The sequence below is a fragment of the Eubacterium oxidoreducens genome, assembly GCF_900104415.1.
GTDB classification, from domain to species: Bacteria; Bacillota; Clostridia; order Lachnospirales; family Lachnospiraceae; genus Eubacterium_C; species Eubacterium_C oxidoreducens.
In genome coordinates this window covers 112135-137295 of record NZ_FMXR01000004.1, presented here as the reverse complement: position 1 = coordinate 137295, position 25161 = coordinate 112135, and the positions used below count along the sequence as shown (strand labels likewise).

Annotated in this window: 29 protein-coding genes and 1 pseudogene; 1 reads left to right on the top strand and 29 read right to left on the bottom strand. The window is 37.7% G+C overall.

Going from position 1 to position 25161, the window contains the following annotated elements:
• Positions 1-3: 3 nt before the first annotated feature.
• From BLS20_RS00635 to BLS20_RS00530, 24 genes are all read right to left on the bottom strand, one after another.
• Positions 4-1452, bottom strand: coding sequence for a hypothetical protein (locus BLS20_RS00635; protein WP_090170948.1), 1449 nt, complete (start codon positions 1450-1452; stop codon positions 4-6).
• Positions 1453-1464: 12 nt separating this feature from the next.
• Complete coding sequence (locus BLS20_RS00630; protein ID WP_031557992.1) at positions 1465-1659, bottom strand: NlpC/P60 family protein; 195 nt, start codon at positions 1657-1659, stop codon at positions 1465-1467.
• A 105-nt stretch (positions 1660-1764) separates the two neighbouring features.
• Positions 1765-2766, bottom strand: a complete 1002-nt coding sequence (locus BLS20_RS00625; RefSeq protein WP_090170945.1) for a hypothetical protein — start codon at positions 2764-2766, stop codon at positions 1765-1767.
• Complete coding sequence (locus BLS20_RS00620) at positions 2756-5248, bottom strand: VirB4-like conjugal transfer ATPase, CD1110 family (RefSeq protein ID WP_090170942.1); 2493 nt, start codon at positions 5246-5248, stop codon at positions 2756-2758. Before BLS20_RS00620 ends, BLS20_RS00625 begins: the two co-directional genes overlap by 11 nt.
• Entirely contained in the window at positions 5235-6221 is a 987-nt protein-coding gene (locus BLS20_RS00615; protein WP_090170939.1) for a hypothetical protein, read from the bottom strand. Before BLS20_RS00615 ends, BLS20_RS00620 begins: the two co-directional genes overlap by 14 nt.
• Positions 6222-6236: 15 nt before the next feature.
• A complete protein-coding gene (locus BLS20_RS00610) occupies positions 6237-6458 on the bottom strand; it encodes a hypothetical protein (RefSeq protein WP_031558000.1) in 222 nt (73 codons plus the stop codon).
• Between the two features lie 304 nt (positions 6459-6762).
• The gene (locus BLS20_RS00605) at positions 6763-7074 is read right to left on the bottom strand and encodes a hypothetical protein (RefSeq protein WP_090170936.1); all 312 of its coding nucleotides are present in this window, start codon (positions 7072-7074) and stop codon (positions 6763-6765) included.
• A 112-nt stretch (positions 7075-7186) separates the two neighbouring features.
• The gene (locus tag BLS20_RS00600) at positions 7187-7696 is read right to left on the bottom strand and encodes a hypothetical protein (RefSeq protein WP_090170933.1); all 510 of its coding nucleotides are present in this window, start codon (positions 7694-7696) and stop codon (positions 7187-7189) included.
• An 88-nt stretch (positions 7697-7784) separates the two neighbouring features.
• The gene (locus tag BLS20_RS00595) at positions 7785-8549 is read right to left on the bottom strand and encodes a hypothetical protein (protein WP_090170931.1); all 765 of its coding nucleotides are present in this window, start codon (positions 8547-8549) and stop codon (positions 7785-7787) included.
• Between the two features lie 90 nt (positions 8550-8639).
• Positions 8640-9473 (bottom strand): InlB B-repeat-containing protein, encoded by an 834-nt coding sequence (locus tag BLS20_RS00590; RefSeq protein WP_090170928.1) that lies wholly within the window; start codon positions 9471-9473, stop codon positions 8640-8642.
• 1 nt (position 9474) lies between these two features.
• Positions 9475-10176, bottom strand: a complete 702-nt coding sequence (locus tag BLS20_RS00585; RefSeq protein ID WP_090170924.1) for a hypothetical protein — start codon at positions 10174-10176, stop codon at positions 9475-9477.
• Positions 10176-11801 carry a hypothetical protein gene (locus tag BLS20_RS00580; RefSeq protein WP_090170921.1) on the bottom strand — a complete coding sequence of 542 codons (1626 nt, stop codon included), beginning with the start codon at positions 11799-11801 and terminating at the stop codon, positions 10176-10178. Before BLS20_RS00580 ends, BLS20_RS00585 begins: the two co-directional genes overlap by 1 nt.
• Positions 11801-12289, bottom strand: a complete 489-nt coding sequence (locus BLS20_RS00575; protein WP_090170916.1) for a hypothetical protein — start codon at positions 12287-12289, stop codon at positions 11801-11803. Before BLS20_RS00575 ends, BLS20_RS00580 begins: the two co-directional genes overlap by 1 nt.
• Positions 12289-13533 (bottom strand): ATPase, T2SS/T4P/T4SS family, encoded by a 1245-nt coding sequence (locus BLS20_RS00570; protein ID WP_176762218.1) that lies wholly within the window; start codon positions 13531-13533, stop codon positions 12289-12291. Before BLS20_RS00570 ends, BLS20_RS00575 begins: the two co-directional genes overlap by 1 nt.
• Before the next feature lie 53 nt (positions 13534-13586).
• A complete protein-coding gene (locus tag BLS20_RS00565) occupies positions 13587-15419 on the bottom strand; it encodes a relaxase/mobilization nuclease domain-containing protein (RefSeq protein WP_090170909.1) in 1833 nt (610 codons plus the stop codon).
• 87 nt (positions 15420-15506) lie between these two features.
• Complete coding sequence (locus BLS20_RS00560) at positions 15507-15761, bottom strand: SpoVG family protein (protein ID WP_074717863.1); 255 nt, start codon at positions 15759-15761, stop codon at positions 15507-15509.
• A gap of 49 nt (positions 15762-15810) precedes the next feature.
• The gene (locus BLS20_RS00555) at positions 15811-16158 is read right to left on the bottom strand and encodes a SpoVG family protein (RefSeq protein ID WP_051637231.1); all 348 of its coding nucleotides are present in this window, start codon (positions 16156-16158) and stop codon (positions 15811-15813) included.
• 14 nt (positions 16159-16172) lie between these two features.
• Entirely contained in the window at positions 16173-17189 is a 1017-nt protein-coding gene (locus tag BLS20_RS00550; RefSeq protein WP_090170905.1) for a DUF5688 family protein, read from the bottom strand.
• The gene (locus BLS20_RS13985; protein WP_278244483.1) at positions 17182-17316 is read right to left on the bottom strand and encodes a hypothetical protein; all 135 of its coding nucleotides are present in this window, start codon (positions 17314-17316) and stop codon (positions 17182-17184) included. The genes BLS20_RS00550 and BLS20_RS13985 overlap by 8 nt, the downstream gene beginning before the upstream one ends.
• A 91-nt stretch (positions 17317-17407) precedes the next feature.
• Positions 17408-18712 carry a YodL domain-containing protein gene (locus BLS20_RS00545; protein WP_176762217.1) on the bottom strand — a complete coding sequence of 435 codons (1305 nt, stop codon included), beginning with the start codon at positions 18710-18712 and terminating at the stop codon, positions 17408-17410.
• A gap of 57 nt (positions 18713-18769) precedes the next feature.
• Positions 18770-18961, bottom strand: coding sequence for a hypothetical protein (locus tag BLS20_RS00540; RefSeq protein ID WP_051637233.1), 192 nt, complete (start codon positions 18959-18961; stop codon positions 18770-18772).
• A gap of 11 nt (positions 18962-18972) precedes the next feature.
• The gene (locus BLS20_RS00535) at positions 18973-19464 is read right to left on the bottom strand and encodes a hypothetical protein (RefSeq protein ID WP_090170899.1); all 492 of its coding nucleotides are present in this window, start codon (positions 19462-19464) and stop codon (positions 18973-18975) included.
• A gap of 161 nt (positions 19465-19625) precedes the next feature.
• Positions 19626-19796: a hypothetical protein gene (locus BLS20_RS13600; RefSeq protein ID WP_159429341.1), complete on the bottom strand. Its 171-nt coding sequence runs from the start codon at positions 19794-19796 to the stop codon at positions 19626-19628.
• Positions 19796-21070, bottom strand: coding sequence for a hypothetical protein (locus BLS20_RS00530; protein ID WP_031558032.1), 1275 nt, complete (start codon positions 21068-21070; stop codon positions 19796-19798). The genes BLS20_RS13600 and BLS20_RS00530 overlap by 1 nt, the downstream gene beginning before the upstream one ends.
• A gap of 469 nt (positions 21071-21539) precedes the next feature.
• Between BLS20_RS00530 and BLS20_RS00525 the strand changes: the two genes are divergently transcribed.
• The gene (locus tag BLS20_RS00525) at positions 21540-21722 is read left to right on the top strand and encodes a hypothetical protein (RefSeq protein ID WP_090170896.1); all 183 of its coding nucleotides are present in this window, start codon (positions 21540-21542) and stop codon (positions 21720-21722) included.
• A 73-nt stretch (positions 21723-21795) separates the two neighbouring features.
• On the opposite strand, the gene BLS20_RS00520 is transcribed toward BLS20_RS00525, so the two are convergent.
• The 5 genes and pseudogenes from BLS20_RS00520 to BLS20_RS00500 all read right to left on the bottom strand — a co-directional run bounded on the left by BLS20_RS00520 (position 21796) and on the right by BLS20_RS00500 (position 25159).
• A complete protein-coding gene (locus tag BLS20_RS00520) occupies positions 21796-22902 on the bottom strand; it encodes a phospholipase D-like domain-containing protein (RefSeq protein ID WP_090170893.1) in 1107 nt (368 codons plus the stop codon).
• A 121-nt stretch (positions 22903-23023) separates the two neighbouring features.
• Positions 23024-23215: a helix-turn-helix domain-containing protein gene (locus BLS20_RS00515; protein WP_423230164.1), complete on the bottom strand. Its 192-nt coding sequence runs from the start codon at positions 23213-23215 to the stop codon at positions 23024-23026.
• A gap of 99 nt (positions 23216-23314) precedes the next feature.
• Positions 23315-24019, bottom strand: coding sequence for an EAL domain-containing protein (locus BLS20_RS00510; RefSeq protein ID WP_090170887.1), 705 nt, complete (start codon positions 24017-24019; stop codon positions 23315-23317).
• A 143-nt stretch (positions 24020-24162) separates the two neighbouring features.
• Positions 24163-24513 (bottom strand): annotated as a pseudogene (locus BLS20_RS00505) (hypothetical protein); the annotation flags it as partial.
• A gap of 295 nt (positions 24514-24808) precedes the next feature.
• Positions 24809-25159, bottom strand: coding sequence for a hypothetical protein (locus BLS20_RS00500; RefSeq protein ID WP_031558042.1), 351 nt, complete (start codon positions 25157-25159; stop codon positions 24809-24811).
• Positions 25160-25161: the final 2 nt, after the last annotated feature.

Here is a 25161-nt window from a genome sequence, read left to right as displayed (position 1 = left end):
CTCCTACTTTCTGGCTGTGTGATGCATAGCCTTTGACTCATTCTTACTCTTTGTACTTGTAAGCTCAGCAATAATGTCTTTTCCCTTAATACTAGATACTTCTCCATCTGGCTTCTTCATTTCAAAGATGTCATCTGAATTAATTTTTAGTGTTGCCATTTTTTTATTTGCGCTTGTAACTGGCGCACCACTTACAAGACCTCCTGCAAGTTCAAGAGACATTTTTCCTTCTCCATCTGACATTACTGCCGCTGCAGGCACAGTAATAGTGGTATAAAGCGATTCATCATATCGATCTGCCTGTTCCTTATCTCGCCTAATACCTTCAACAAATTCCTTGGCTTCTTTTGAGCTATACTGTTTTTCTTCAGACCCCTCATCCTGGGTTTTAGAAAAATTTGAATCGAGTCCTTTGATATAAGCTTTTAACCTATCCTCCGTAACAAGGGCTGTCGTCGGCTGATCAGCGAGCATTCCTGCGTACTTAAGCATCTCCGGGAGCTTCTTCATCCACGCTTCTCTTGTCATTCCTCTATCAGAAAACGTCTTCACATTAGAAGGGTCTTTAGCATCCGTTACCGAATAAACAGAGAAGAATACACCATTTTCATCAGGCTCAAAAGTTCTCTTAATAGTGAAAAGCTCATTATCCTGTGTTTTCTGGCTGTAAAACAACTCTTTACTATCTGGCACCAAGCCTTCATCTCGAATTGGAACCATACACTCGATAGGCAAAAACTCCCTTACAATTCCGACATCAGGCTCTATTGCAAGCGCCTTTTCCGGGTCCTTTTCAAAGTTTGTTCCCTTGCCCTGACGGAGATACTCTTCAAAAGTAAGGGTGTTGTCTCGACTCATCTTATCCTTAGTCTCTTCAAGTTTATCCTTGTTTTCTTCCTTCGCCTGAACAAGTTCCTCAAGTTCCCCTTCTAGTCTTTCTTTCTCTTCAGGTGTTTTTGCATTTGCAATTTCTTCTCGCTTAGCCTGAATTTTTGCATCATAATCCTTATCCTTATTTTCTTCAGTTTCCTGACGAATGCTCATCCAAGACTTCATCTGCTTCTGATGAATTGCAAGATCCTGTGAAGGTACTCCTATTGGAATGTAATCATCATCAGGATTTAGATCTGGCATGATGCAATATCTCAAGTTATTCTCCTGACAGTAATATTCAAACGGAGAGATATATTCATCTCCAAACCTCTTTGGATTCTTAACCGTCTTTTCAAACATTTCCTTAGGGAGTTCAATTACTGGTGCTGTCCCCTCTGATACTTCCTGTATCTTCTGCCAAGTGCTACTTCCTGGGCTTTTCAAATTCTTTTCATGAGCCCAATTTGATAATGCTCGAATTGCTCGAATTATAGTTGTGATAGCCTCATGGCTACCCTTTAATAGGTAATAGACACCTTTGTATTCCATCTCTACTACCTGTGCTACTTCATCTGCCATAGTTTATTCCTCCTACTTCTTATTTGGTCTACAAACCATTACTATGTCATCTGTGTCCATTGACTGATAAATAACACCATACTTTGTGCTATATGCTTCTGCAGTCTTTCCATCCCCCACATATATTGCTACGTGGTGAATTCCTAAATACCGATTATTATTTGATCCACCATAATAGATAAGATCTCCCGGCTTAAGGTTCTCCAATTCAGTACCACTTAAAGACTTTCCATCCGATTCTAGTGTCTTTGCTCCACTTGCTGCAGTTGGCGGATAATTCGCTCCGTAACTGATATCTACCCCAGCTGCTTTTCATGCATAATATGCAAGGGAACTACAGTCATAATAATTTCCACTCGTTCTGTAATCCTGACTATATGGATAGCCAACCTTAGACAGTGCAAACCGCAACACCTTTTCCTGCGTTTCATCACAATTTGCTTTCTCGATAATTTCATTGATCTTATCCACACTTAGCGATGTATTTACGAAGGTATTATCATCCGTAAAGTTAGATATGAACTTCTCGATAGCATCATGCACTGCAATTGCCGGTGATAATGCATCAAACAGCAAAGCTATAATCATGACAAGCACAATCGCAATCGTTGCAAAAATCAGCACGTATGGTGCTAACAAGCTTCCAAGATAAGCCAACAACTTCTTCAAGTAATAAAAAGGATTGATGTACTGAAGGAATGTTCCAACAAGCCCACTCTTACCATCTTCAAAAGCATCCCCGGTCACTCCACCGATACCACCAACTTCATTGGAAATCCCCTTCTTTGCCTTAAGCATATTGGCTACATTCAATTTAGCTGACTGCTTTTTTCGTTCCTTATTCTCTTTTTTCTTGATGTCCTTCTTCTCAGCCCTTTTCTCATTTAGCTTCAGTTCTTTGGTCTCTATACTGCTTGCTTTATCGTTTAAGAATCGCTCCTGCTCCTTAATCTTCGCCTTCTCCTCCTTGAATTCCTTGGCGGCGCCCTGGCTCTTCATCTTGGCTTCAAGCATATCCTTCTTATCCTGAAGCTCCTGCTTCGCTTTCACATACTCAGCTTTTTCCTCCTTCAGAGACTTTTCCTGAGTTTTAATCTGACTAGCTATGTCTTTTCTCTGAGCTTTGATATCCTTATGCTTTGACTTTGTCTTCTCATAAGAAACTCTTACTGCCTTCTCTGCCATATCATCAACAGTACCAGCAGCTGTCTCATTATTAGAAAAGCTAGCTACTTCGTCTCCCACAAAACGAGACATCTCATTTGTAAAATGGGACTGACTTCTAAAGTCAGCCCCTTCATTCTTAAACGCCATATCCACCTCCGTCTGTATTTACAATCTTGTAAATCTCCGACTCCTTACTCATTCTCATGTCAAACGGAACAGTAACATTTCCCATCTTTAAAAGTCCGGTTCCTGAATCAGCATTATCAACGAAGTTAAACATCGCTGGACTGATCTGTGGCAAGAACTTCATAAGTTTCTCTTTATCAAGAGTTGACTGTGATAGTAGTGCAAAATACTCCGTATTAGAAAGAATAGCGGATAACTTTCCTCCATTATCATTGTTAAGAAGGTCAGTCATATTCTGAGTGATGCCATTTAAGATACCGCTCATCTTACGGATTTCCTTCCAAAGCTTCAGGATAAATTCCGCTACCTGGGGAACTCCCAATAGTTCGTGGAATTCATCTACGTAAAGATGTGTCCACCTGCCTTCTTTCGCGTTATCCTTCACCTTGTTTCGGACTGTCTCCATCATTACAAGCATTGCTGTAAGTCGGATATTATCCTTAAGACCACTGATATCAAAAACAATGAATCTGTTATCTAGCATGACATTGGTTCTGTGATTAAAGAGGTTCAAAGATCCGTTAACAAAGATCTCCATTGCTGCAGCCAAATGAGCTGCCAGGCTGCTTCCTTCATCTAAAAGCCCCTGATAAATATCCTGAAGTGTTGGTGAATAAGCCCTTATCTGCTCTTCAACACTTAGATTCTGCTCTACATCAAACATCACTGATTCCGTTCGCATGTAGCTTGGCACCTCATAATCACTTGCTTTCTCAGCTTCGCCATTTAACTTCTTTCTCAGTGAATAATTCTCTGAGTAAACCTTTTCAATGACGCTATCTATGATTCCCTGCTCCTCTGGCAAGATATCTCGTTTCATACAGCTTGATAACAATGACAGAATAAAGTCTGCCTTGTCTGAGATAATCTCTCTAAGCTTCACGTAATCCACATCCGTATAATCTACATCCATCGGATTAAGATAGAATTCCTTCGATGAATCAAAGCTGATAATCGTACCATCTGTAATCCCTGACAGATTTCCATACTCTGACTGTGGATCGATTATAAGAATCTGATCTGTAGGGTTATTTACAAATGTGCTTATGATCTCAGACTTCGCAAACACCGATTTACCGGAACCTGACTGACCAAGAATCAGTCCATTATGGTTCTTCAACAACTTCTTATTTGCAAAGATTGCATTCTGACTCAGCTGGTTTACTCCATAATAGGTTCCACCCTCATCATTAAGCTCCTGTGTCTTATATGGCATGAACATTGCAAGACATGTTGAACTTAAATTACATACTCTCTTAAACTCCTGTATTCCAAGTGGAAGGCAAGAATTAAAGCCTTCTCTCTGCTTGCCAAAACAACTGTGCAGCTTAATAGATTTCAAAGAAGCAATGTTCTTTAACTTCTCTTCAATCTGTGTCAATTCCTCTTCGCTACTTGCCAATACCATAACCAGCATTGTGGTGTTAAAGTAATGCTCATCCAAGGTGTCAATCTCCTTGGAAAACTCATCTAACTTCTCTTTCTCATTCAGAAGCTTCTGACTTGCATCAGCCAAGTAATCATTATTATTTCTGTTACGCTGTTTCTCATTTTCAATCTTCATTCCGACAGCCATATACTTACGACCGACTTCCTGCTTGAATCCAGCGATATCAAGAAGTTCACTATTAACCGTCACATAGCTTGTACAGTTCAACTTGCTTAAACTTGAGATGATGTCTGACTCCAATGACTTCGGATATTCCTCGATATACATCACTTTTCCAAATCTGCTATTCAACATGAACATCTCATTTTCAAATCTTACAGATGCCGGAGCCAAGGTATTTAACCAATCATGACAAGATTCATACTCCTTCTCAAAGTCGAACTTATAATTGTTCTCGATTCCAACATGTGTCACGTTATAAATCTTCTGCATTCTCTCATTGATGCCGACTGGTCTCATTACCGATCCCTGCATTCCATTCGCACCAATTCCAATAAATGCACTTCTAATTGCTGTATCCGTAGACATAAACATCTGCTTCGCATCATGCATATCTTCTGCCTTGATAGTAAGTGTCAGATAGATTGTCTGATACAATCCCTGCCTAGCATCAGAAACCTTATCTCTAATAACCTGGTTATAACTTCTTCTTAAAAAATCGTATTTATCGCCCCTTAACGCATACAGTATCTTTTCATGAAACAGCTTCTCATCTACATATTCGTTTGCGACCGTGTATGAAAATCTGCATGGAATTGTCTTCAGGACTTTGCCAAAATTGATAATGATTTCTTTCTGCTCTACATCTGTTACACCCGCAAAGTTGATGTCACTTAAAACATACAGTTTCGAAAACATCTTGTTGTTCAACTCAAAGATTCCACCTTCATCGATACTCTTCACTGATAAGATATCCTGTACAGAGGTCATCTCCTTTACAAGCGGAACATCGCATGTCTTTGTCTGCTCATATTTGGTTTTAATTGCTTCCATCTTCCCGACCTCCTAATACATTTATCTGATCTAAAACATCTACTGTTACATTTCTCATGTAAGTTAACTGCAATAGACCTAAGCTACTAATCGATTCAGCAGCAATCTTTTGGGCTCCAATACTTTGAGCGATAACGAAGCCTTCGGCTGATAGGATTGATATGATTGTTTTTTCTACAATGGCTCTCGCATCATCTGAATCACAAAGAAACATAATCTGAAATGAGCTATTCAGAAATTCCAAGTCACTCTTTCCTCGCCTATTAAACTTCTGCTCAAGGGTTCTGCCAAAATCAATCTGATCTGCTGTAGAGATGCTATCTAAGTCATAAGCGATCTCAATTTCACATCCCATCTTTCTTAATTTCTCAACGACATCGCCCTTAAGCGTTTCTGGATACTGCATCACAAATAGTGTTTCACCAAAGTCGGCTTCCATTCGGAAACTGCTTACATCCTCAACCACCTCTGCAATGCATTCCTTCTTCCAATCTTTCTTTCCACGCACCATAGAAGCATATGAGAAGTTTTCCTTATTCCTATTTACTGCCTTCATCGTTTCATCAATACTGCACAGCGAGATTTCCATATGCTTGGCAACCTTCTCTTCATCTTCTGAGAAGTAGGTCCTTACCTCGTCATAGGTTTCTCCGTTTTCAGTGAGCGTCATATAGGTGTTTTCTTCTCCTTCACTACCAATTACGGTAGTTATCCTCACACTGGCCTTTAGCTCTTTGGCAAAAGATCCAGCTCCAATCCCACTTGCATTTCTGACCTTATAAACTCTTTTCCAACAGTCCCTCTCAAATCTGAAGGTTCCTGCCGGATCAAAGCTTAGTAATTTCATCGATGCTACTGTTATCTTTGGAACTGGAATGAGCATCCTATTTGCTTCACGGATACGCTTTTCTTTTTCTTTCTTTAGTCGCTTCTCTTCACGACTAATGGCTTTACTGCCAGCTCCTCTTCTCATGGCTACACCTCCTAATTAGTTGTGATCGAACCAACCATTAATGAGTGTTGTAATCTTGTTCTGGAAGTTTGGAAGTAATGTCTTTGTACCGAAAATGTACAGAAGACCTGCAATACCAGCAGCAACAGCAATAATGATGAACATAATGATGATCTGGTCAGAACCTTCCACCTTCTGTGCCATAAAATTCTTTGCTCTGATAATTGCTCCATCCATCTTTCTTACCAACTTATTCATTAACCTATCCTCCTTGTGATATTAAAAATTTGTAGTTTGTAAGTGGACCTCGCCTTACAAAATGCATATAGACCTCAGACGAATTACATCTGCAGTTTTTCTGAAGATTTATTTTTCATCATTAATCTATTTGCTTGTTACAAATCTCATATAGGCAACGCTTCCAGCCAATCTGCAAAAATACAACAAAAAAAGATCTACGGAAAATATCCGCAGACCTTCATCATTATTTATATTTGTTTTGTGTACCATTCCGATCCCCGTGCTCCCTGTCCGACTCCTAAGGGGACTAATAAGCTTTAGACTACAACTTTTTATATCTATTCGCTCCTTTACGGTCCTTATCAAGAACTTCTATGCCCAATTCCACCTGATTATTATAAAGTTTAACACCTAAATTTGCCGGTGGATTATCTACCAATTGCCCTAGTGTAAACACAGCATCCTTTTCTTTTGTTGCAATTTGTTTCTTTACTTTTTCCCAAAGTTCTGCATATGTACGAAGTCTAAGTACCTCATCTTTACAATATGAACTGATATCAGGATAACCAGCTTCTTTCGCATAACTCTCTAGTCTCTTTAACTCTTCATCATTAACTGAAAATTGTACTCTCATAGTGTATCCTCCTGTTATATATCATTATTTGCAGAGGTTTGTTCAACCCTCTGCACTGATATAATAACACCTTGCCGGTGTTTGTGCAACCCCATGCATGAAAATAAGGACCTCATTCGAGATCCTTATCTTCCTCTTCTACCATTTCTAATATTTTTTCTGATGTTTCAAGCGCTGTTCTAATATAACCCTCAAGCTCTTTGATTTTCTTTGGATTTTTCCTTTTTGCATCAAGTAGCATATCTGCTTTCTTTGCTGCTACACGAGTAGACTCAATCAATGCTTCATAGGTTGCATACCGTTTTGTGTTCTTGTTCGAAATTACATTCTTCATCAAGTCCTCATCGGGTTTTACGCTCTCATACCATTTGATTTTTCTTAGTGCTGGTGAATCTCCAACATACTTTCTTGCAGAACCAACATAGCTCCTGATATCTTCATGAATCGTATTAACTGCAACATTATATTTCTTCGCTAGTTGTCCTTCACTTATGCCTTTCATATATGAACGCAGCACATACTTCTGACGAGATGTCACGCCCACTTTGCTCATATATTTCATTAGTCCTTCGTCTTCAATAATCTGACGATACCTTGGGACTGTCTTTTTCTTCTCCTCCATATTCACCCTCCATTATTACATTACCCCATATAGAAATATTATCACAATACAGAAAAAAGGACATTGCTAATGCAACGCCCTTTAAGCTCTATTTATTATAAGTGCTTCTATCAATACTTGTATGGAATGTGGTAAGCAAGTATCGCTGTGTTGTCAACTTCTTTTCTGTTATATTTCCAGCATGATCTGAAACCGCAATCACATAATACTCTGGTAAATCACTAGCTACATTATCATCATAATAGATATTAAAGTATGAGTGCGTGTCTGAACTTGCCCAACTTCCATTCGTTGTACTTGAATAAATAGGATATCTATGACCGTCTACAACCTTATAAAGCATTACACTTCTAAGACCAGATGTCACATTAGGATTATTTATGCTTCTTCTTGCTTCATCATCCGTGTGCTGATTTATAACATTATCCTGACAATATCCAGACACCGTCATTCCCTGAATTACTTTTGTAATCTCAGTTCCATCAATACCAGGCTTCGTAATATCATACTTTGTTGTAACATAAGCTGTCGATGCATGATCAACATTATCCGTTGCAACAATCTTCCAGGTGTGAATCCCTTCATACCTAGATGTGAGCGTATAGGATACGCTACCACTTCCTCTTGCGACTTCTCGTCCTACATCATCATAAATAACCATAGACGACATTCCAGAACCAGTATAACTGGTCCCTGTAAGATAATCTGTTCCGCTTACACTAATGACCGGAGCTCTATTTGTCCAATCCGTATTCGTTGTTTCAAGTCCATGAATCGCGGGATTACTATGATCCAAGTATATATATGCAGATGTTGCCGACCAAGAATTCCCCTTTTTGTCTGTTACCGTCATTCGGTATTTAAAAACACCTTCATTTGTTTCTGTGTATGTCTTGGTCTGTAGATTAGTTGTTCCATTATATGTCCAAGTCTTAACTGTAGTTCATGTTCCCGTCACCCTTGAATAACGCTCTAATACAATACTACTAAGACCAGAGCCCTCATCCTGTGCAGTTACAGTTACAGTTCCATTCCCTGCACTCCACGAATTAGGTCTTGCAACAATCCAACCTGTAGGCTTTGTCTCATCTTCCCAATGTGCCTTCATTGTAACCTTTCCACCATCCTGGTCATGCGTATATGAACCACTAGGATAGTAATGACCACCAATTGATGCCACCCAATACTTAAAGGTCCAGCCCCTTCGTGTAGGCTTCCCACTTCTTAGTGTTAATGTCTGCCCCTCTTTCTTTGTCTGACTTGCCGGAGCACCTGTTCCTCCATTTGCATTATATTCTACAGTATGCTCAATTTTTCTTATCTTCACAGCTGATACATATGTTAAATAGCCACCACTATATTTCCAAACACCATTTCCCTTATCATAATAACCCATAGCTGCAAGCTGCTGTTTTGCTTCAGCTACCGTCATATTATAATTTCCATGGCTAATTAAATCGGCTAATGCATCATCTAAAGATCTTCCTAAAACTGGATTCTGTGTATTTAATACTATTCCATCATCAGGGCTACTATATGTATGACTAGTTGTATTTCCAAAACTCTTAATCGGATTCTTTGTTACAACAGTCAATTCAATTGCATTATCTGTGGCACTGTAATAATAATAAAATGTATAAGTATTGCTTCCACCTATGTTTCCCTGTCCAGTACCTCCTGTATCTCCGATATTATCTGCATATGCTGTAATAGGACTTGCAATAAAAAGACAAAACATTAACATCACGACGCCAACTAGCTTCTGCTTAATATTCATACTACTCCTCCTCTCCACTATAAATTGTTATCTCAATATACACCGTCTTTTTGTAAGTAACGTCCCCTATTCGATACTCTACTACTGCGGTTACATTCTCTGGGATCTCCACGCCAGCTTCTGTCTTCATAGTCTGATAGTAGACTTTAGATGACTTAAGTTCATCGTACTTCGTGTCTTTAAGCAACGACTTAAGAACACTCGATTCACCATTTAATACATATAGTTTTCTTCCATTTGCATCATACGTTTCATCATCAAAAGTTACATCCTTAAGGTTTGTATCCATCCCATTAGATTCCATTAGTTCATTGAATATCCCATCTGCAGACCTCCCCTTATAATCAAATCCAAAGACTTCCTTAAAACTTAACTCCTTAATCTTATCTTCTATTAATTCACCACTTGCTAAAGCTTCTGTTGAATCAAAGGTAGAATCTGTCTTATCTTTCAGGTTAATATCCGAAGTAACATACTTCTCGTAGGTCATACTGCTATTACCATCTAAATCATTTGTCTCGGTTCTTTTCACAACGCTCACTGAGATATGATTAGCTTTTGCAAAGTAGTTTTCACACTCTGTAGTGATTGGATTGTCTTCACTGACTTTGATTGCTTCTTTACTCTCCTTCTTTCCGCAACCAGAAATGGTCCCAAGAAGCGTGATTGCAGCCAATGCTACAATTAAACATTTTCTCCTCATTACTTATCCTCCCCTGTTAAATGAATCATCGTTCTCAAAATACTCTTCTCATAACCTCGTAACACTTCTCCTTCATCCTCAGGATTAAGCAATGCTACAGGCACCAAACCATTCCTTGCTATGAATAAGTATTCTTCTTTACCATCAATGATTACCCCTAACTTCTTAATATATGCCGACTGTTTCATATATCCTGACACCGCTGATAACAGATTCGTACCAGTGAAAGTTGCCTCGTCTTCAATGGCTCCATCCTCACCTACAATCTGAATCTTAATAGGAACATCAATCGTCTCATTCCAAGTATCTTCTGTACCCACCTGAGGTTCTTCTTCCTTAATGAATCCATTAATCTCAATAATAAGGTTATGAATATCATCAATCGAATCCATTGATATTACATGATTCTCACGAATTAGATCCAAGTCTCTAATATATCTATGACCATTCTTATCAATAAGATTCTCTACAATCTGTTCTCGATCGTCCGGAATTTCCAAATCATATCCAGACATATAATCCATATAGCGATCCGCCAACATTAATGCCTGATAGTACTTTGCTTTAAATCCAGCTTCAAGGTGAAACATCTCCATTAGAATTCGATTGTAGTACTCCTTAAACTTCAAATACTCCTGAATGCTAAGTGTTTTCCCAATGTATTCACCAAAGCAAACTGACACAAAATCAAAGTACATAGCCAATGAAGCCTTATCAATTTCTCTATAAGGTAAGAGACAATATTCCCCAGACAGGAGGTCTTCTGTCATATACTGGCAAAAATCTTCTGTAGCTTTTGTAAGCTCCAAAAGACTGTGATCACTGTTGTTATATGATTTTGCTGAAATATTTCTCGTTAAGCCAAAAAAGATATCATTCTTTCTCTTCATCAAAGAGTATTCCGGCATATCCTTGCATGGGTGACACTCATTAAAATATAAAGTCTTGTCATAGAACGGAATCTCAACACACTTTGTCTTTGAACTCTTTGCCTCAACCATTCGAAGCTCTTCGCCAATATCCTTCTGATTCTTTTTCTTCTCCACCACCGACTTCATGTGATCTACAAGAGATGTTCTTTTCACTTCCGGTTTTGCTACGTTCTTTACTTCTTTTTTCTCTGGCTTTTCTTCTTCCTCAACCTGTGGCATTCTCTCGATCTGCTTTTCCAAGTCAACAATTTCCTTTTCAAAGCGATCAAGAAATGCTTCATTCTTAGCTGCTGTGATCTCGATTGCCTCTTTCTCATAATCGGCTGCACTCATTGCGTTGATTTTTGAAAGCTTAATGATATTAATAACCCTAGAAATCTGAGCTTTATACTCTTTTATTAACTGTCTAGTTAATCTAGCATTAAAGTTCTCTGTCTCAGCTTCTACGAGCGTTCTTACCTTAACCATCGCAACTGCACTCTTTGCAATATCATCAATCTCAGCACCTTCATTTTTCATAAAGACCTGATTATATTCACCAAGCGCATTCTTCAGATCCGAAGCCTCCATGCGTCTCTGTAAAATAACTAGAGTATCCCCATCTGTGATAGTGAATCTCTCTCCTGGTGTTGCATTTATGATGTCCTCCATCGAGTTCATCATTCTTCTAATCAAAACTAATTCATCGTTCATTACATAAACCTCCCAATGACATAAATTGCCATGACAACTATCAAAACTATTGAAAATCCTGGTATCACTGCCATATCTCCTGACAATGCAAACTTCCTTTTCCTACATCGATACTCAATAGCACCGATACCGATTGATATTGCTATTGAAGCTATCAGTAATAAGCACTCTGTAATAGCAAGTGCTATGATATTTGAGGCTGGAACACATACTAGACATATATTTGCAAAAAGAAGGAACATATCACTATCTCCATCTCCCCATACCTTAAATACCTTCATTAAAATGAATAAAACGGAATGTACTACAAGAAAGCAGATAACCTCTGCTTTCCTGTAACTAACAACATTCCACAAAACTATTGCCCAAGCATCAATTAGGACTAAACAGGGAAAGGAAAAGACTGTTCTTTCCTTGATATCCTGGACAAAGGAAACTATCAAAAATATTGCTGTAACAACTGCCATAACAAGCATTAACCAATTCATTACGCTTCGTCCTCCTTCTTAAATACAGACCGAAAGTTCAGTCTGGATCTCTTCTCATCCCAGCCATCTACTTCTAAAATTTCATCGATTGAGAAGTGGCTCATATGGATTAATACAAAGGGCATACATGTAAGCATCTCTTCCAATGTCTCCATTGAATAATCAGATACATATCTTGCGCACTGAGCTAGTCTTGTTACCGAACTAGCTGCATCGTTTGAATGAATCGTTCCAAAGAACCTTGCTCCGGTACTCATCGCTGTGGTGAATACATATAATGCCTCACCACCCTTGATTTCACCGATGATGAAATTATCAATATCCTGCAAAAGACCAAGTCTAAGCTCATCTTCCAATGAAAAATCCGTTACCACATCATGCTTTCTTACTGTCATTGTGTGCTCAAACTGGATCTGAGGATGAACATTGGAATACAGCTCATCTGACTCCTGTGAGACTAAAACAGACTGATTAAATGGGATTAAATCTATCATGTTATTAAGCAATGTAGATTTACCCGAACCACCACGACCCGAAATTAAGAATCCATATCCAGCAGATATCCTGTCCTTTAAGTACTCAATCATCTCGTCATCAAGCATGTTGTTTTCCTTTAAGTAATCCCAAGACAGCTTTGTCTTAGGCATCTTTCGAATATGGATATTGTTCTTTTCTGTTGATGTCACATAAGAAAGCTGCACATCAATTCTCAAATAGAACTTCTCTACGCCTTTTCGATCAGTACAATGACCAAGTGCAAATTCTTCAGCCCTGCCTAATCGATGGATTCTAAGGATTCTTTCAAACCAATTCTTATAGTCATTCTCATCAAAGAAACTGATATCCGTAAGATATCGTTCTCCATTTGCTTTTACGACTATGTGGTTATAATTCAGCACCTTAATATCTGATACATCCTTAGCCTCTATCAACGGAGTAAGAATGTAATATCCAAAGACACACTGTCTGAACATCTCTAACAGCTTTTGAACATCCTCATCAGTGATATCTCCAAAGTTACAAACAACATAGTCTTTCGCTCTATCCATAAGCATGATGAAATCCTGTTCTGTTCCAGTGATACACTTTTTAACGAGTGCCTGATTCAGATCACATACATTCGCTTTTAACTGCAAGAATCTTTTATTTAGCTCTTCATCCTGATACAAAGACTCTGTATGATAAATATCTGACTCAAGTTTCAATGGGACTTTGGATTCTTTTGTATAAAATAAATTGCCCATAACGACCTCCTTTACAATGCATATAGGAATCGCTATGGGCATATCTGCAGAAATTATCTAACTTTCTTCTTACTTTCTTTATTCAATTCATTTTTAGCTGCATTTTCATTATCATTCACAATACAGCTTCTCACTCCGTAGTCTCTACGAATGTCTTTTATTCTCTGGTTAAATTCCTTTGCAGTCATCTCTTCTGACGAAAATTCCTCAATCTCAACTCCCTCTTTACTCATCACGGTTACTGTTGTTGATACAGAATTTCGTCCATTGATTACTGCCGGCAAGGTTAAAACCCTGATATAACACTCCTTATTATCTTTTGATGTAAGATATACCTGTCGTGTCTTAAGAAGGTTATACAAAAAAGCTTCATTCTTTGCTTCTGAATGTCCGATTGCTGTAAATAAATTTATTTCATCATTTCGCTCTACTTCATTTCCTCTACCCTGAAATGAGAGAATCGCTTTATACTGATTTGATAATTCCTTTACCTGAGCCTGAGCGTAAATAAGCTGGTTATTTAAGTCTTCTGCATACTCGGCAACTTCCGCTATCGTTTTACCATATCCGTCCTCTAAGCGTTTTTCTAATTCCTGATAACGCTCATATTCCAACTGATATTCCTTCAAATCTGCAAATTCATATAGATACGCTTTTTTCGTAATCAACTGCATTTCTTTATAAATTGCAATCTGTGGCTTATACTTCGAAAGTAATTTCTTTACGGATTTAATCTCTGTTCCAAGTTCCTTCTTTCGTTCTACGATTTCTCTTTTTGCAGCTTCTGGGTTATTTGTTGTTGAATAGGTAGTTACAATCTCATGCACCAAAGACAGTCTTGCCATCTCCTCTGAAGCCTGCCTCATTGCAAAATTTCCATGAATCTTAGTTAACCAAGGATTTCTCCCTAGCTTCAACATATGTATAGCTTCTCTCTTCTCCTTTTCAGTCATATCTTTATATTTTTTTATGACATTCGGAGTATAGCTCACTACATCTCTTCCAGTAATTGTTGATACATGATTTTTAACTTCAGCCAATTCAAATGGCTCAAGTCTGTTAGAGATACGTTCTTTTATTGCATCTAGGGTATAATTATTTCCCAAATTATATGACCTCATTGCCTTTGACATTTCAGCTGTTCTAAGCGACATATACTGACCTATATTTACAACACATCCGCTTTCCCTTAAATAATGAACACACATATCCAAATCTGTACTATTTTCTATTGCATGATCAATTAAGTTCCTGAGCTTAATTTTCCTCTCTACGATTGATAGCTTTTCAGCTTCTAACTCCCTTTCCCACTCTATATTAGGAGTAAATCCATACCGCCTTGCCAACTTGTTAACTGCGGGATGTAATTTCAATGTAAGGTAGTCATTATCCATATGTATTTTTCTTCCATCTAATCCAACTGTATTAACCAACACATGAATATGCAGATTATCTGTATTCGTGTGAACTGCATATACAGCCTGATTCTCTGGAAGCAATTCATTCATAAGATCATCTGCTAAGTTCATTAAATTGCCTGCATTCTCTATACCAGATTCTTCTTCATTCAGAGAAATAATTAAATGAAGCGCCACACGCCCTCCGGTCTTTCCATAAAATTCCTTCACCTGCATCATTTCTTCAACAGCAAACTTGATATCAGAGATCTGCCGACAACCTATGTATAAGCCTTCGACAGTTTTTATATCATTCAAAACGTAATTGACCTCTCTAACCACCTGTCCCTCAGTAATATTACTCAGTTTCATATCACATTTTTCTTTATTCATAATGTATGCAAGGGATGTAGACATGTTCTTCACACCACTACGATTCATACTTCCATCTTTTATATGTTTAATCTTTGCGATAATTCCACTTCCCATATTCCCTCCATACCAAGAAAAGCTGCCCTCAGGCAGCCTTTACATGGGTAACAATTTGTAACAATCCGTAACTCTATTTACTAGTTTCTATAACTCCTCAAATTTAGAAATCACTTTCATGTGAATATCTTCTCGAAGAGTCTGTGTCATAGGATAACAAATATCCTTATAATCTCCCTGCTGATTTCTTCTAGAAGGATAGCTAACATATAGATTGCCCTCTTTTGATCTCATCACTTTGATTCCATTAATAACAAAATCTCCATCAAGTGTGATGCTTCCGTAGGCTTCTAATCTATCTTCTCCAGCCTTCTTTGTCAGCCTAACATCTGTAATCTCCATATTTATTCACCGGCTAGGCTTTCGCCTAGCCAGCTACTCAACCTCCTTCCTACTTGCTTCTGCCTCTCTTCTTAGAAGCTTCCTGTGCTGCAGCCTGTTCCTGCTCAACTGCCTGGTCTTCTGACTGCTCCTGCTTTTCTTCCTTTACCTTCTGATATTCCGCAACAATGGCATCATCAATCTTGTGGTAAAGCTCCTTACTAAGAGGAAAAGCAATGTCCTCATAGGAACCATCACTCTTCATTCTAGACGGGAATGCAACGAAGTTCTTTCCGTTTTTATCCTCCATCACTCGAATTCCTCTGACTGCAAACGCTCCATCTAACGAGAAACTACCAAATGCCTTGGTTCCCCCTTCTCGATTAGATAAGCTGAGTCTAATGTCTGTTACTTCCATAACTAAATCCCTCCTTAGCGATGACGTCTAGGTCTACTTGCTTCCTGAACTTCAGTGTCCTTCTGATTCTTCTTAAGCTCCTCGATTGTTGTATCAGCTAATGTGATGTCCTTAGACTTCGCATCATACTTATACACATGATCTGAAAGCTGCTCTTCAGGTGACACTTCATTTCCGTTTACTTCCTGTACCATATTGGCAAGCATCTCAGGAGTTCCCATATCCTGACTTATAGCGATTACCTCATGCACTGACGATGGTAAGATATATAAGTCCTTTCCACCAAGCTTCTTTGATAATTCATCTAATACATCACTATAGAAAATAGCTGTTGCGCCATTTACACTATTAGAATTTGAAATGACGTACATCTGATTTTCCGGCGGCATACTATCCATCATAGAATCAATTACCTCCTCTGGAACACCGTCTCTACCAAGCATATCTCTCATGATTTCGTTCATTGTCTGAAGCTTGGCAGGAAGCTTTTCCTGACTGTTCTTTACTGCATACTGGTGAAGATCTTCCACCGTAGCATCCCAATACTTCATATGCTCGTCTTTAATTGTGATGGTAGCCATTCCGTCTTCCTCAGGATCTCCAACAAGTACCTTATAAATAAAGGAAAGGTCTTCCTTTTCAGTATGTGGAGTATGCTCAAGCATCTCACGGTTCTTCTCTGTATTAACTACAGTCATAATTACACGATCTTTAATGAACTCAAAGTTCATAAAGCCAGCTGCAATATTCTCAGCAAACTCCGGTCCTTCCATATGATCGCTAGTTACCTTTGCGATGTTGCCAACCACTTCATCAAGGTCAGCGCCTCCCTGGTACTTCTCATAGAAGCCTTCAAGATAAATGTTTGGTGTTACCACCTTACCTTCCGGTCTTACTGATAAAGCCTGAAGCTTCATACCATTGTTCTTTGTTACTGTGTTAATTACTACGTCTGCGTTTGCGTACTGCTCTGGCAAATGATTCTTAATTTCCTCAGTAACCTGTTCCTGAAATTCAGTAAAACTAAGCATTTTTCTTTTCCTCCTTCTCGTTTTCATTCTTTGCTAAGACGATGCGATCCGCATACACCTTAAGAATGTTTGTACTGTCTTTGCTCTTCTCTGTAACAACAAGAGCATTTTCTAAAATGTAATCCATAATTCTTTTCCTCCTTGTTTTGTGCTGGACTACTTGCTACATCTTTCCTATAGACATATCCCAAAAGTAATCTGCAGAAATATTTCACTTTTTATCTACTTTTTCCTCTGTGCGGTCTGTCAGCTATCTGCTGATCTATTTCTACGCGTTTATTCAATTCTGCTCTACAGTCTTTAATTGCTTTCTGCACTAGCGGATTCTGTCGATAATACTCAATCATGTTGATCAAGTCTTCATGCATATGACCACCCGACATTAATTCATATTTACCCTCATAGTCAGAACCATCCTGTAATTCAAACCCAATACCACCATGCTGATAACTATCAAATAATTTGAAAGCTTCCTCCAAGGTCAAACCATCTTTGCTGTAACCCAATGTTTCAAACTCCATATTCTCTGCGTAGTAATATGAAATCTTTGCTTCCGGATTAAGCTTCGTCACGATAGGTTCCTCACTTAAAAAGTCTGGTGCCTCATGGAATCCAAATGAATCCACATACCACGCTTCATCCTTCTCATCCTTATGAAGCACTACAATGTCACTTACACTTAATGAGTGACCCTTAAAATCATCAGGGTGATTGATATTGAATGTTTCATAAATGGAATCCAATGTATCTGATTCTTTGAGTGGGGCTGAATAAATTAAGTCATAATTAGATGGATCGACTCTCACACCAAGCTTTTCCAACACAGAATATGAACTGAAGGATAACTCTCTGTTTGCCTTCTCATTCAGCTGATAAATCTCAAAAGTTGGCTCCTGCTTCTTCTCCTGGCGTTTTGTTAACTCTGCCTCTATCGCACTTGAAATCTCATCAGCTGTCTTCTTAATAATTTCTAAGTTATCCTTCAGCTCTGACACCTTCTTGTCCTTACTCCATCCACTGATATAACCAAAGGAATAATCCGAAGTATCTAACCCAATCATCTGAGATACCCAATATGCAACTGACTCAGCCTGTACCTCTTTTGTTTCTCTATCCCATTTGTCTTCTTTGCCACCATGTCCAAGAGATGCATGTCCAATCTCATGGATCATAGTTTTAATTGTCTGGAGCTCCGGCAAGCCTTCCTTCACAACAATTCTCATTTCACTTGGGCTAAAGTATCCATTTGCTGCAGACTGAATTTCTTCAAATGTAATCGGAACAGGACTTACTTTAATCAGCACCTCTTTTAATGTCTCAAATGAATCCACATTCTCATCTAGCATTGTTGCCAGTGTTGGAAGTGGCTTTCCATCTGTGTCTGAATAATCAAATACATATGCCGGTCTGAATGTCTGGTATTCACGAACAACCTCCTCTGTAAGTGGCTTTCCATCTTCGCCCTTTACTGGATGATTCTGCTCATCAAACACCTGCTCCTTCACATTTGTCTTAAATCTCATTGGCGCAATAATCATGATCCCATGACTACCCTTTTTTACTGCACGCCCAAATTCATTTCATTTTTTAAACCCGCAAACATAAGTCGCATCTGGTCTCTGACTTGCAATTAAGATGCAATTGTTAATGCTATAGGACTTAAACTTCGACATCGTCTGGATATACTCCTTATACTTGTCAGAAGAGAAAATATCTCTAACTCCATTCTCAAGCTTTTCCTGTATATCCTTCATCTTCTCGCTTCTATCCATTTATTAACCTCCTAATACATGAGATAATCCATAGCCTCGCAGTATTCGATTACAGCATTTGGAACCGCCTGATATACTGCTCTAAATCGTGGCATACCATTTGGTATGTTCCACTCTGCCCCCTGCTCTCTTTTAACAAATGTATGAACATAAATCGCTTCTTCTGTTTTATGCACAGATAAAACCACTTTATGCCCTTTATACAGATGCATTGCATCTAGCACTCCAAAGTTAAATTCAGCAATTGGACAAGTATCCTCCCATTCATATGCTGTAATGGTATATAGATAATCTGCATCCTTAACCATTCCATCAGCCGGCATCATTTCCTTAACTAACTGAGCCATTGGTAATCTCTTTACCTTATTGTTTTCTATAAAAGCAACCAGCTTTCCTTTTTCATCACAAGCTGTTTCCTCGTCTTCAATCGCAAATTCGATTAATTCCTTCAAACACTGCTTACATGTAATCTGGTTACTATAAACTGCTACTAATTCGTTCATTTACTTCTCCTTTTCAACTTGTGGTCACGATGACCACAAGTGACCTAACTTACTATTTTCTTTTTCAAATCATCCAGCTTTGCCAACAAAATCAACTTTTCTTCATCTGTGACACTCGGCTTCATTGCAATGATTTTGATATCTCTTTCAACATCAGCCATTCACTTTATGATTTCTCTGTCTCGTATTGCCGGTGGTTTGAATTCTTTGTTCACTGCCATTAAATGCTTGATATACTGCGCACGTTCCAGCCCTAACTTTCCTCTTGTAGATTCAAAAGCCTCGTAGTCTTCTGGGGATAATGACAGCGTTAACCTTTTACTATTTCCCATTACGACTCCTCTTCTTCATTACCATCTGGGTTCATTTCATATGTAGGTACAAAACTTCCTTTTTTAAGAGGTTCCAATTCCTTCTTGTCAGCTTTGGCGCCACACTCTTTTTTCTGTTTACCCGTTATCACGAAACTCGTATTACTTCTCTCAATACCGAGATCTGACTGAATTAAACGAATATCATCAATAGGAACTAACTGGAACTTTGTGGGTTCCCCATTATATACAGCTGTGATATACCAATCCCCAGATATCAACTCCTCTGCTAAACGCTGTTTCATTTTCCATTCACTTGCCTTTGCGCACTGTCTTATGAGGTTCTTTACATTCTCATAATTATTTCCAATGTCTGGGGATTCTAACAATGCAATCAGCCAATTAGCATCTGGACACTCATCGCCTACATAATTAAGCAATCGTTCCAAATCTGTATTTCTATATGGTGAATTGAATGCATATAAAGCAAGCTTTTCCTGATTAGTTAAGCTATTATCATTCAGAATTTCCTGTACCGAAATTGCTCTGCCCTCTAAATAACTTATCTGCTTACTTGCTTCTTCCTCTGAAACATGAAGACTTGAACTAATCTTGTCTTTCACGGAAAGCTCTTTCTTTGGATTTACATTTTTCAGATTCTTCAGCTCCTGAAACCGCCTAACAAACCATTTGGGTGAAAACACTGTTTTTAAAGTCTTACGCTGATAGTTTCTTTGATTTAACTCCTTTTCATCTGGGAGTTCCTTATAAAAAGCTTCTCTTAAAACACCATACTTATTCAGGTAGGAATCCTGATCCACCTTTGCAGGAACAGATTTCATAAAAATACCATCTCTGATTTCTTCTACCTTTTCTGCCTGAACAGTGTCTATTAATAAAACCTGAGGCTTTACTTTCTTACTAGATTTGTTTTTAGCTGCCGCCTTTTTCTTAGCATCCACTAACGCCTTTTTAAGCTCTTCGTTTTCACTTCTAAGTTTTTCAAGCTCTGTGTATTCTTCAGCTTTGATATGTGTTAGCGGTGAAAAAAGGTCATTCATCTCTGATACTATTTCTCTAGCCTTTGCAGAATCCACAGTTAAGAATTCTCCATTCATTCGAAACATGCCCGGATTGGTGTTTGTTACAGCTCCAATCTGTGATGTAATCGTTTGCTTTTTAACGCCTAGTGATGCTAGATGATTTCTTATCTCTTCTGGCGTATGACTTTCCTTCACCACAAACCGATAGATTTCTTCATAATCACCAATATGCTTTAGTAACTTGCTATCCATTTTTCCTCCTTTCTAGACTTGTGGTCACAGTGACCACAAGAACTTTATTGATTGCTTTCAAAAGTCATATAGAAAAACTTAGTCTCAAATCTGCAGAAATTTATTCAAAAAAATAAGCCAGGCTTTCACCTGACTTAAACATTAAGTACGAATGCATCGTACACACCCCAAACCATTGATTTTACTGGGGTTTATGCCATTCTTCACTATATACATGACCACTTCGTACCATTTTTTATATTTTTACACTACAACGATTTTGGTATTAGCAGGATTCGCCTTCATGCACACTTTATTTTCTTCGAAAACAAAGAAAGTCACCTGTGGTCATCGTGACCACAAGTGACTTGCATCGGCATACCATCTGCCCAGGGCATCTGCGTAAGGGAGATCCCTATGACCCCATTGTATTATCACTAACACTTATTAAATCGTGTGATATTCTAAATTTGAAAGGAGGATACTCACAATGAATGCAGCCAATAATAACAATGATAATTTAACTTTAGCTAATTGGAAGCTTGATGGTTTACGAACGATTTGCTCCGCCCTACAAACTTCAGAACAATTTGAAGAGGAACAACAAAATCTATTTTTTGTTATCTCCGAAGAATTGAATAACATATCACAGCTATTAAAGAAAACAGAGTGATAATCGAAAAAAGTCACTTGTGGTCATCGTGACCACAAGTGACTAAATCCCACCTTTCAATAAAAAAACATTTTCATGTATTATCTAAACTAGTATTTACATGCTCTGAAGCTATACTTAAAAGATAATCATGCATTCTGCTAAAGATTGATTTAGCAGAAACTAGTGTTTTATACAAGGCAATTAAATCATACTCCGCATTCAACTTTAGTTCACTTAATTCTTCATGAGCATCCTGCATTGCTATTTCAACATATCGGTCTAAATTCTCATCCCACGCTTCTGAGGCATATTCATTCTGAAGAATTTCGTTTGCCCTTTCTACATCATCGAAAACAATGAGATTATAAATATTTCCATCTTCTAAAAGAGAATCTTGAACATCAGATAAATCTAGTTCTTTTAATTCGTTAATAAACGAATATAAGTCATTATATTCATCTTCGTTTTCCTCATCATATAAGTCATCCACTACATTCTCAATATCCTGTATAATATCAAAGTCATTATATAAATCAACCAAAGTCTCTGTACTTAAGTTAGTCCCATCTGTTACAAAAACTCCTTCTTCACCTACATGTATAGTTCCTTCTTCTAGCAGCTTTATATAAACTTTATACTTTACTTCAAATCCAACAATAAATAGTCTTAATGCATTATAAGGATCATCGAAGTATGGCTCAGATGCAATCTTTGTAGTTTCAAATATTTCTTTATATACTTTCTCAATAAAATCCTTGTCGGTAGTTATAAATCCCATCTCTTCATTTCTGGCACTTTCGTCAGAATAATTAGCAGAACCTATATATAATATATTATCTGTTCCGATTAATTTTGCGTGGTTATCAAATTTAAATCCCACAAAATTATTTGCATTGTACAGTTCTGGATTTAATTTTCCCAAGTATAATTCTAGCGAGTCACGATACTTCTGTGCAGCCCCCTTGAAATATGTATCCCAATGATTCGGAATATTGGTTATGATCTGTATATCAGTTCCTTCAGGTAAGTCCATAAGCCTTTTTAAATTTGATCCATCATTAGTCTTTTTAGAAATATTATATGTTACAATTCTTACTTTTTTTGCATTTTCAAAATCATCAAGTACCTCTTGATAGTTCAAACCATCACCGTAACTACAAATCAATTTCAAATTATCATCATATTTTATTTCTGTCATTTTTTAACATCCCATCATCTATTTTGTTTAGTCTTTCTAGCCATCTGTTAATAGCTTCAATCTTTGGAATAGCCATCGCTTATTCCCCTTTACATTTTTCTTCAATAATCCTTGAATAATTTCACTTGTCACTATGTCCCATTTTACGGACTCTTCTCGGATCGTCCGGCTTTTCTGTATTCTTGGGAATCATCCACATTCTTCCAATAAGTACAGCGCCCTCAATACGTCCTTCTTTACAATATATTGCTACTCGTCTCTGTGATATATGCCATTTTTCGGCAAACTCTGCAGTTGTCATGTAATCCATCATTTATCCTCCATTTAGACACAATGTACCTATTTTTAATTATATTCGTTGTTGCGAATACTTTCAATCAAAAAAAGAGCCTCTAGCACTACTAGAGACTCCCTATTCTGGCATTCCTAAGTAATAACCCTGGAAAAAATCTGCACCAAGCTCTTTCATAGTGTTAAACTCAGCCTCAGTTTCTATTCCTTCTGCTACTACATTCATTTTCTTCGCATGGAATGTATCAATCATTTCTTTAATACGAATCTGTCTGAACTTATCCTTATCGATATCAGTAAGTAATGTTCTATCAATCTTTACAATATCTGGATTAGCAGCGTTAACTACATCCATAGTATTAAGTCCAGTTCCAAAATCATCAATAGCAATCTGGTTATCATTAATATCCGCTATTTTTCTTTTTGCTTTAGCAATATCAATCGACAAATATGGATACTCTAACGTTTCCAAAATCATTGCATTCTTATCATCACCAAAGTATTCAATATAAGCATTTACTTCTTCCTCTGTAAATATCTCACACGGAAATGTATTTATCGAAAGAATTTCCTTATAGCCTCTCATAAAATATGCCTGAGTTGCTCCAAATAAAGTTGCCACCTCAAGTATATGAAGCTTATCCTGTTCCTGATACTCGGCAATCAGCTCCGTAACATCCTTATCGTGTGGACGCATCAATGCTTCGTACGCATATATTGTCTTTCCATCTGGATAAAATATTGGCTGGAATACATATTCAATTTTCAATTCTGATAATGCTGCCAAAATGTCTTCTGATAATGGCAAACTGTCAAAATATATCATGTTACTAATTCCCTAGATAAAATTGCGTATGAAAATAACGCAAAGTTCTACTCTTATATTATATCAAAACTTTATTCTTAGTCTATAAGATAAATAAGGCACATCAGATTTCTCCAACGCGCCTTACAGCTTTTCATATTCTTTTATTCAAGCTTTGCACCAGCTGGAATTGCATCATTAAGCATAACGAGATTTAATTTCTCTTCTCCGTTTTCTTCATGAATTGCTGACATAAGCATTCCACAAGAATCAATTCCCATCATGCTTCTAGGTGGAAGATTTACAATAGCAAGTAATGTCTTTCCAACAAGTTCTTCAGGTTCATAAAATGCATGAACACCAGAAAGAATCGTTCTATCTGTTCCTGTTCCGTCATCTAAAGTGAACTGAAGCAACTTTTTGCTCTTAGGTACTGCAACACAGTCCTTAACCTTCACGACTCTGAAATCCGACTTACAGAAAGTATCAAAGTCTACGTTTTCTTCTTCAAAAGGTAAAAGTGAAATAGGAGATGTCTCTTCAACTACTTCTTCTGTTACCTGATCTTCTACGTTTAATTCTAAATTATCCATAGGATAAGCACTCTCCTTTTCTTTTTTTGAAATACGTATTGTATTATACCAAAGAAACCTCGATTTTACTATGAATTCCGCATATAGAAACAGCCCCTTCCAGTAATGTAAAGGCTCGCTTTGCTTCTACCTTGACATCACTAGAAGGAGCTGTAAGTTAGTAATCAAGGCACTTCATAAATGAAGTGTCTATTATTACATTTGAGCCCTTCTTATATTAGTTTTTCATCGTCATGTTAACTGCTATGCTAAGTTCCAGTAAACCAACAAATCCTGCAATAATTACCTTCAAAATAATTCGGATTGCGGTAGTTCCCACCTTATCACAAAGCGCCCACAGTAGTCCCACATACATAATTGTACTTGCGATTCCAACTACAAAAGATACATATGGAATTAATGTTAATGCCATGTAAACTATCACAAATACAATTCCTGCTCCAATTCTAAAACCTCCTGAAAAGTTTTTCATAAACTGCCCAGTAATAACTGCAGCATAGATAATTGCTGGAATTAGATTAATAAAAGCCATCTTCATACTGGCTTCACTTGCACATGCACTCTTCATGT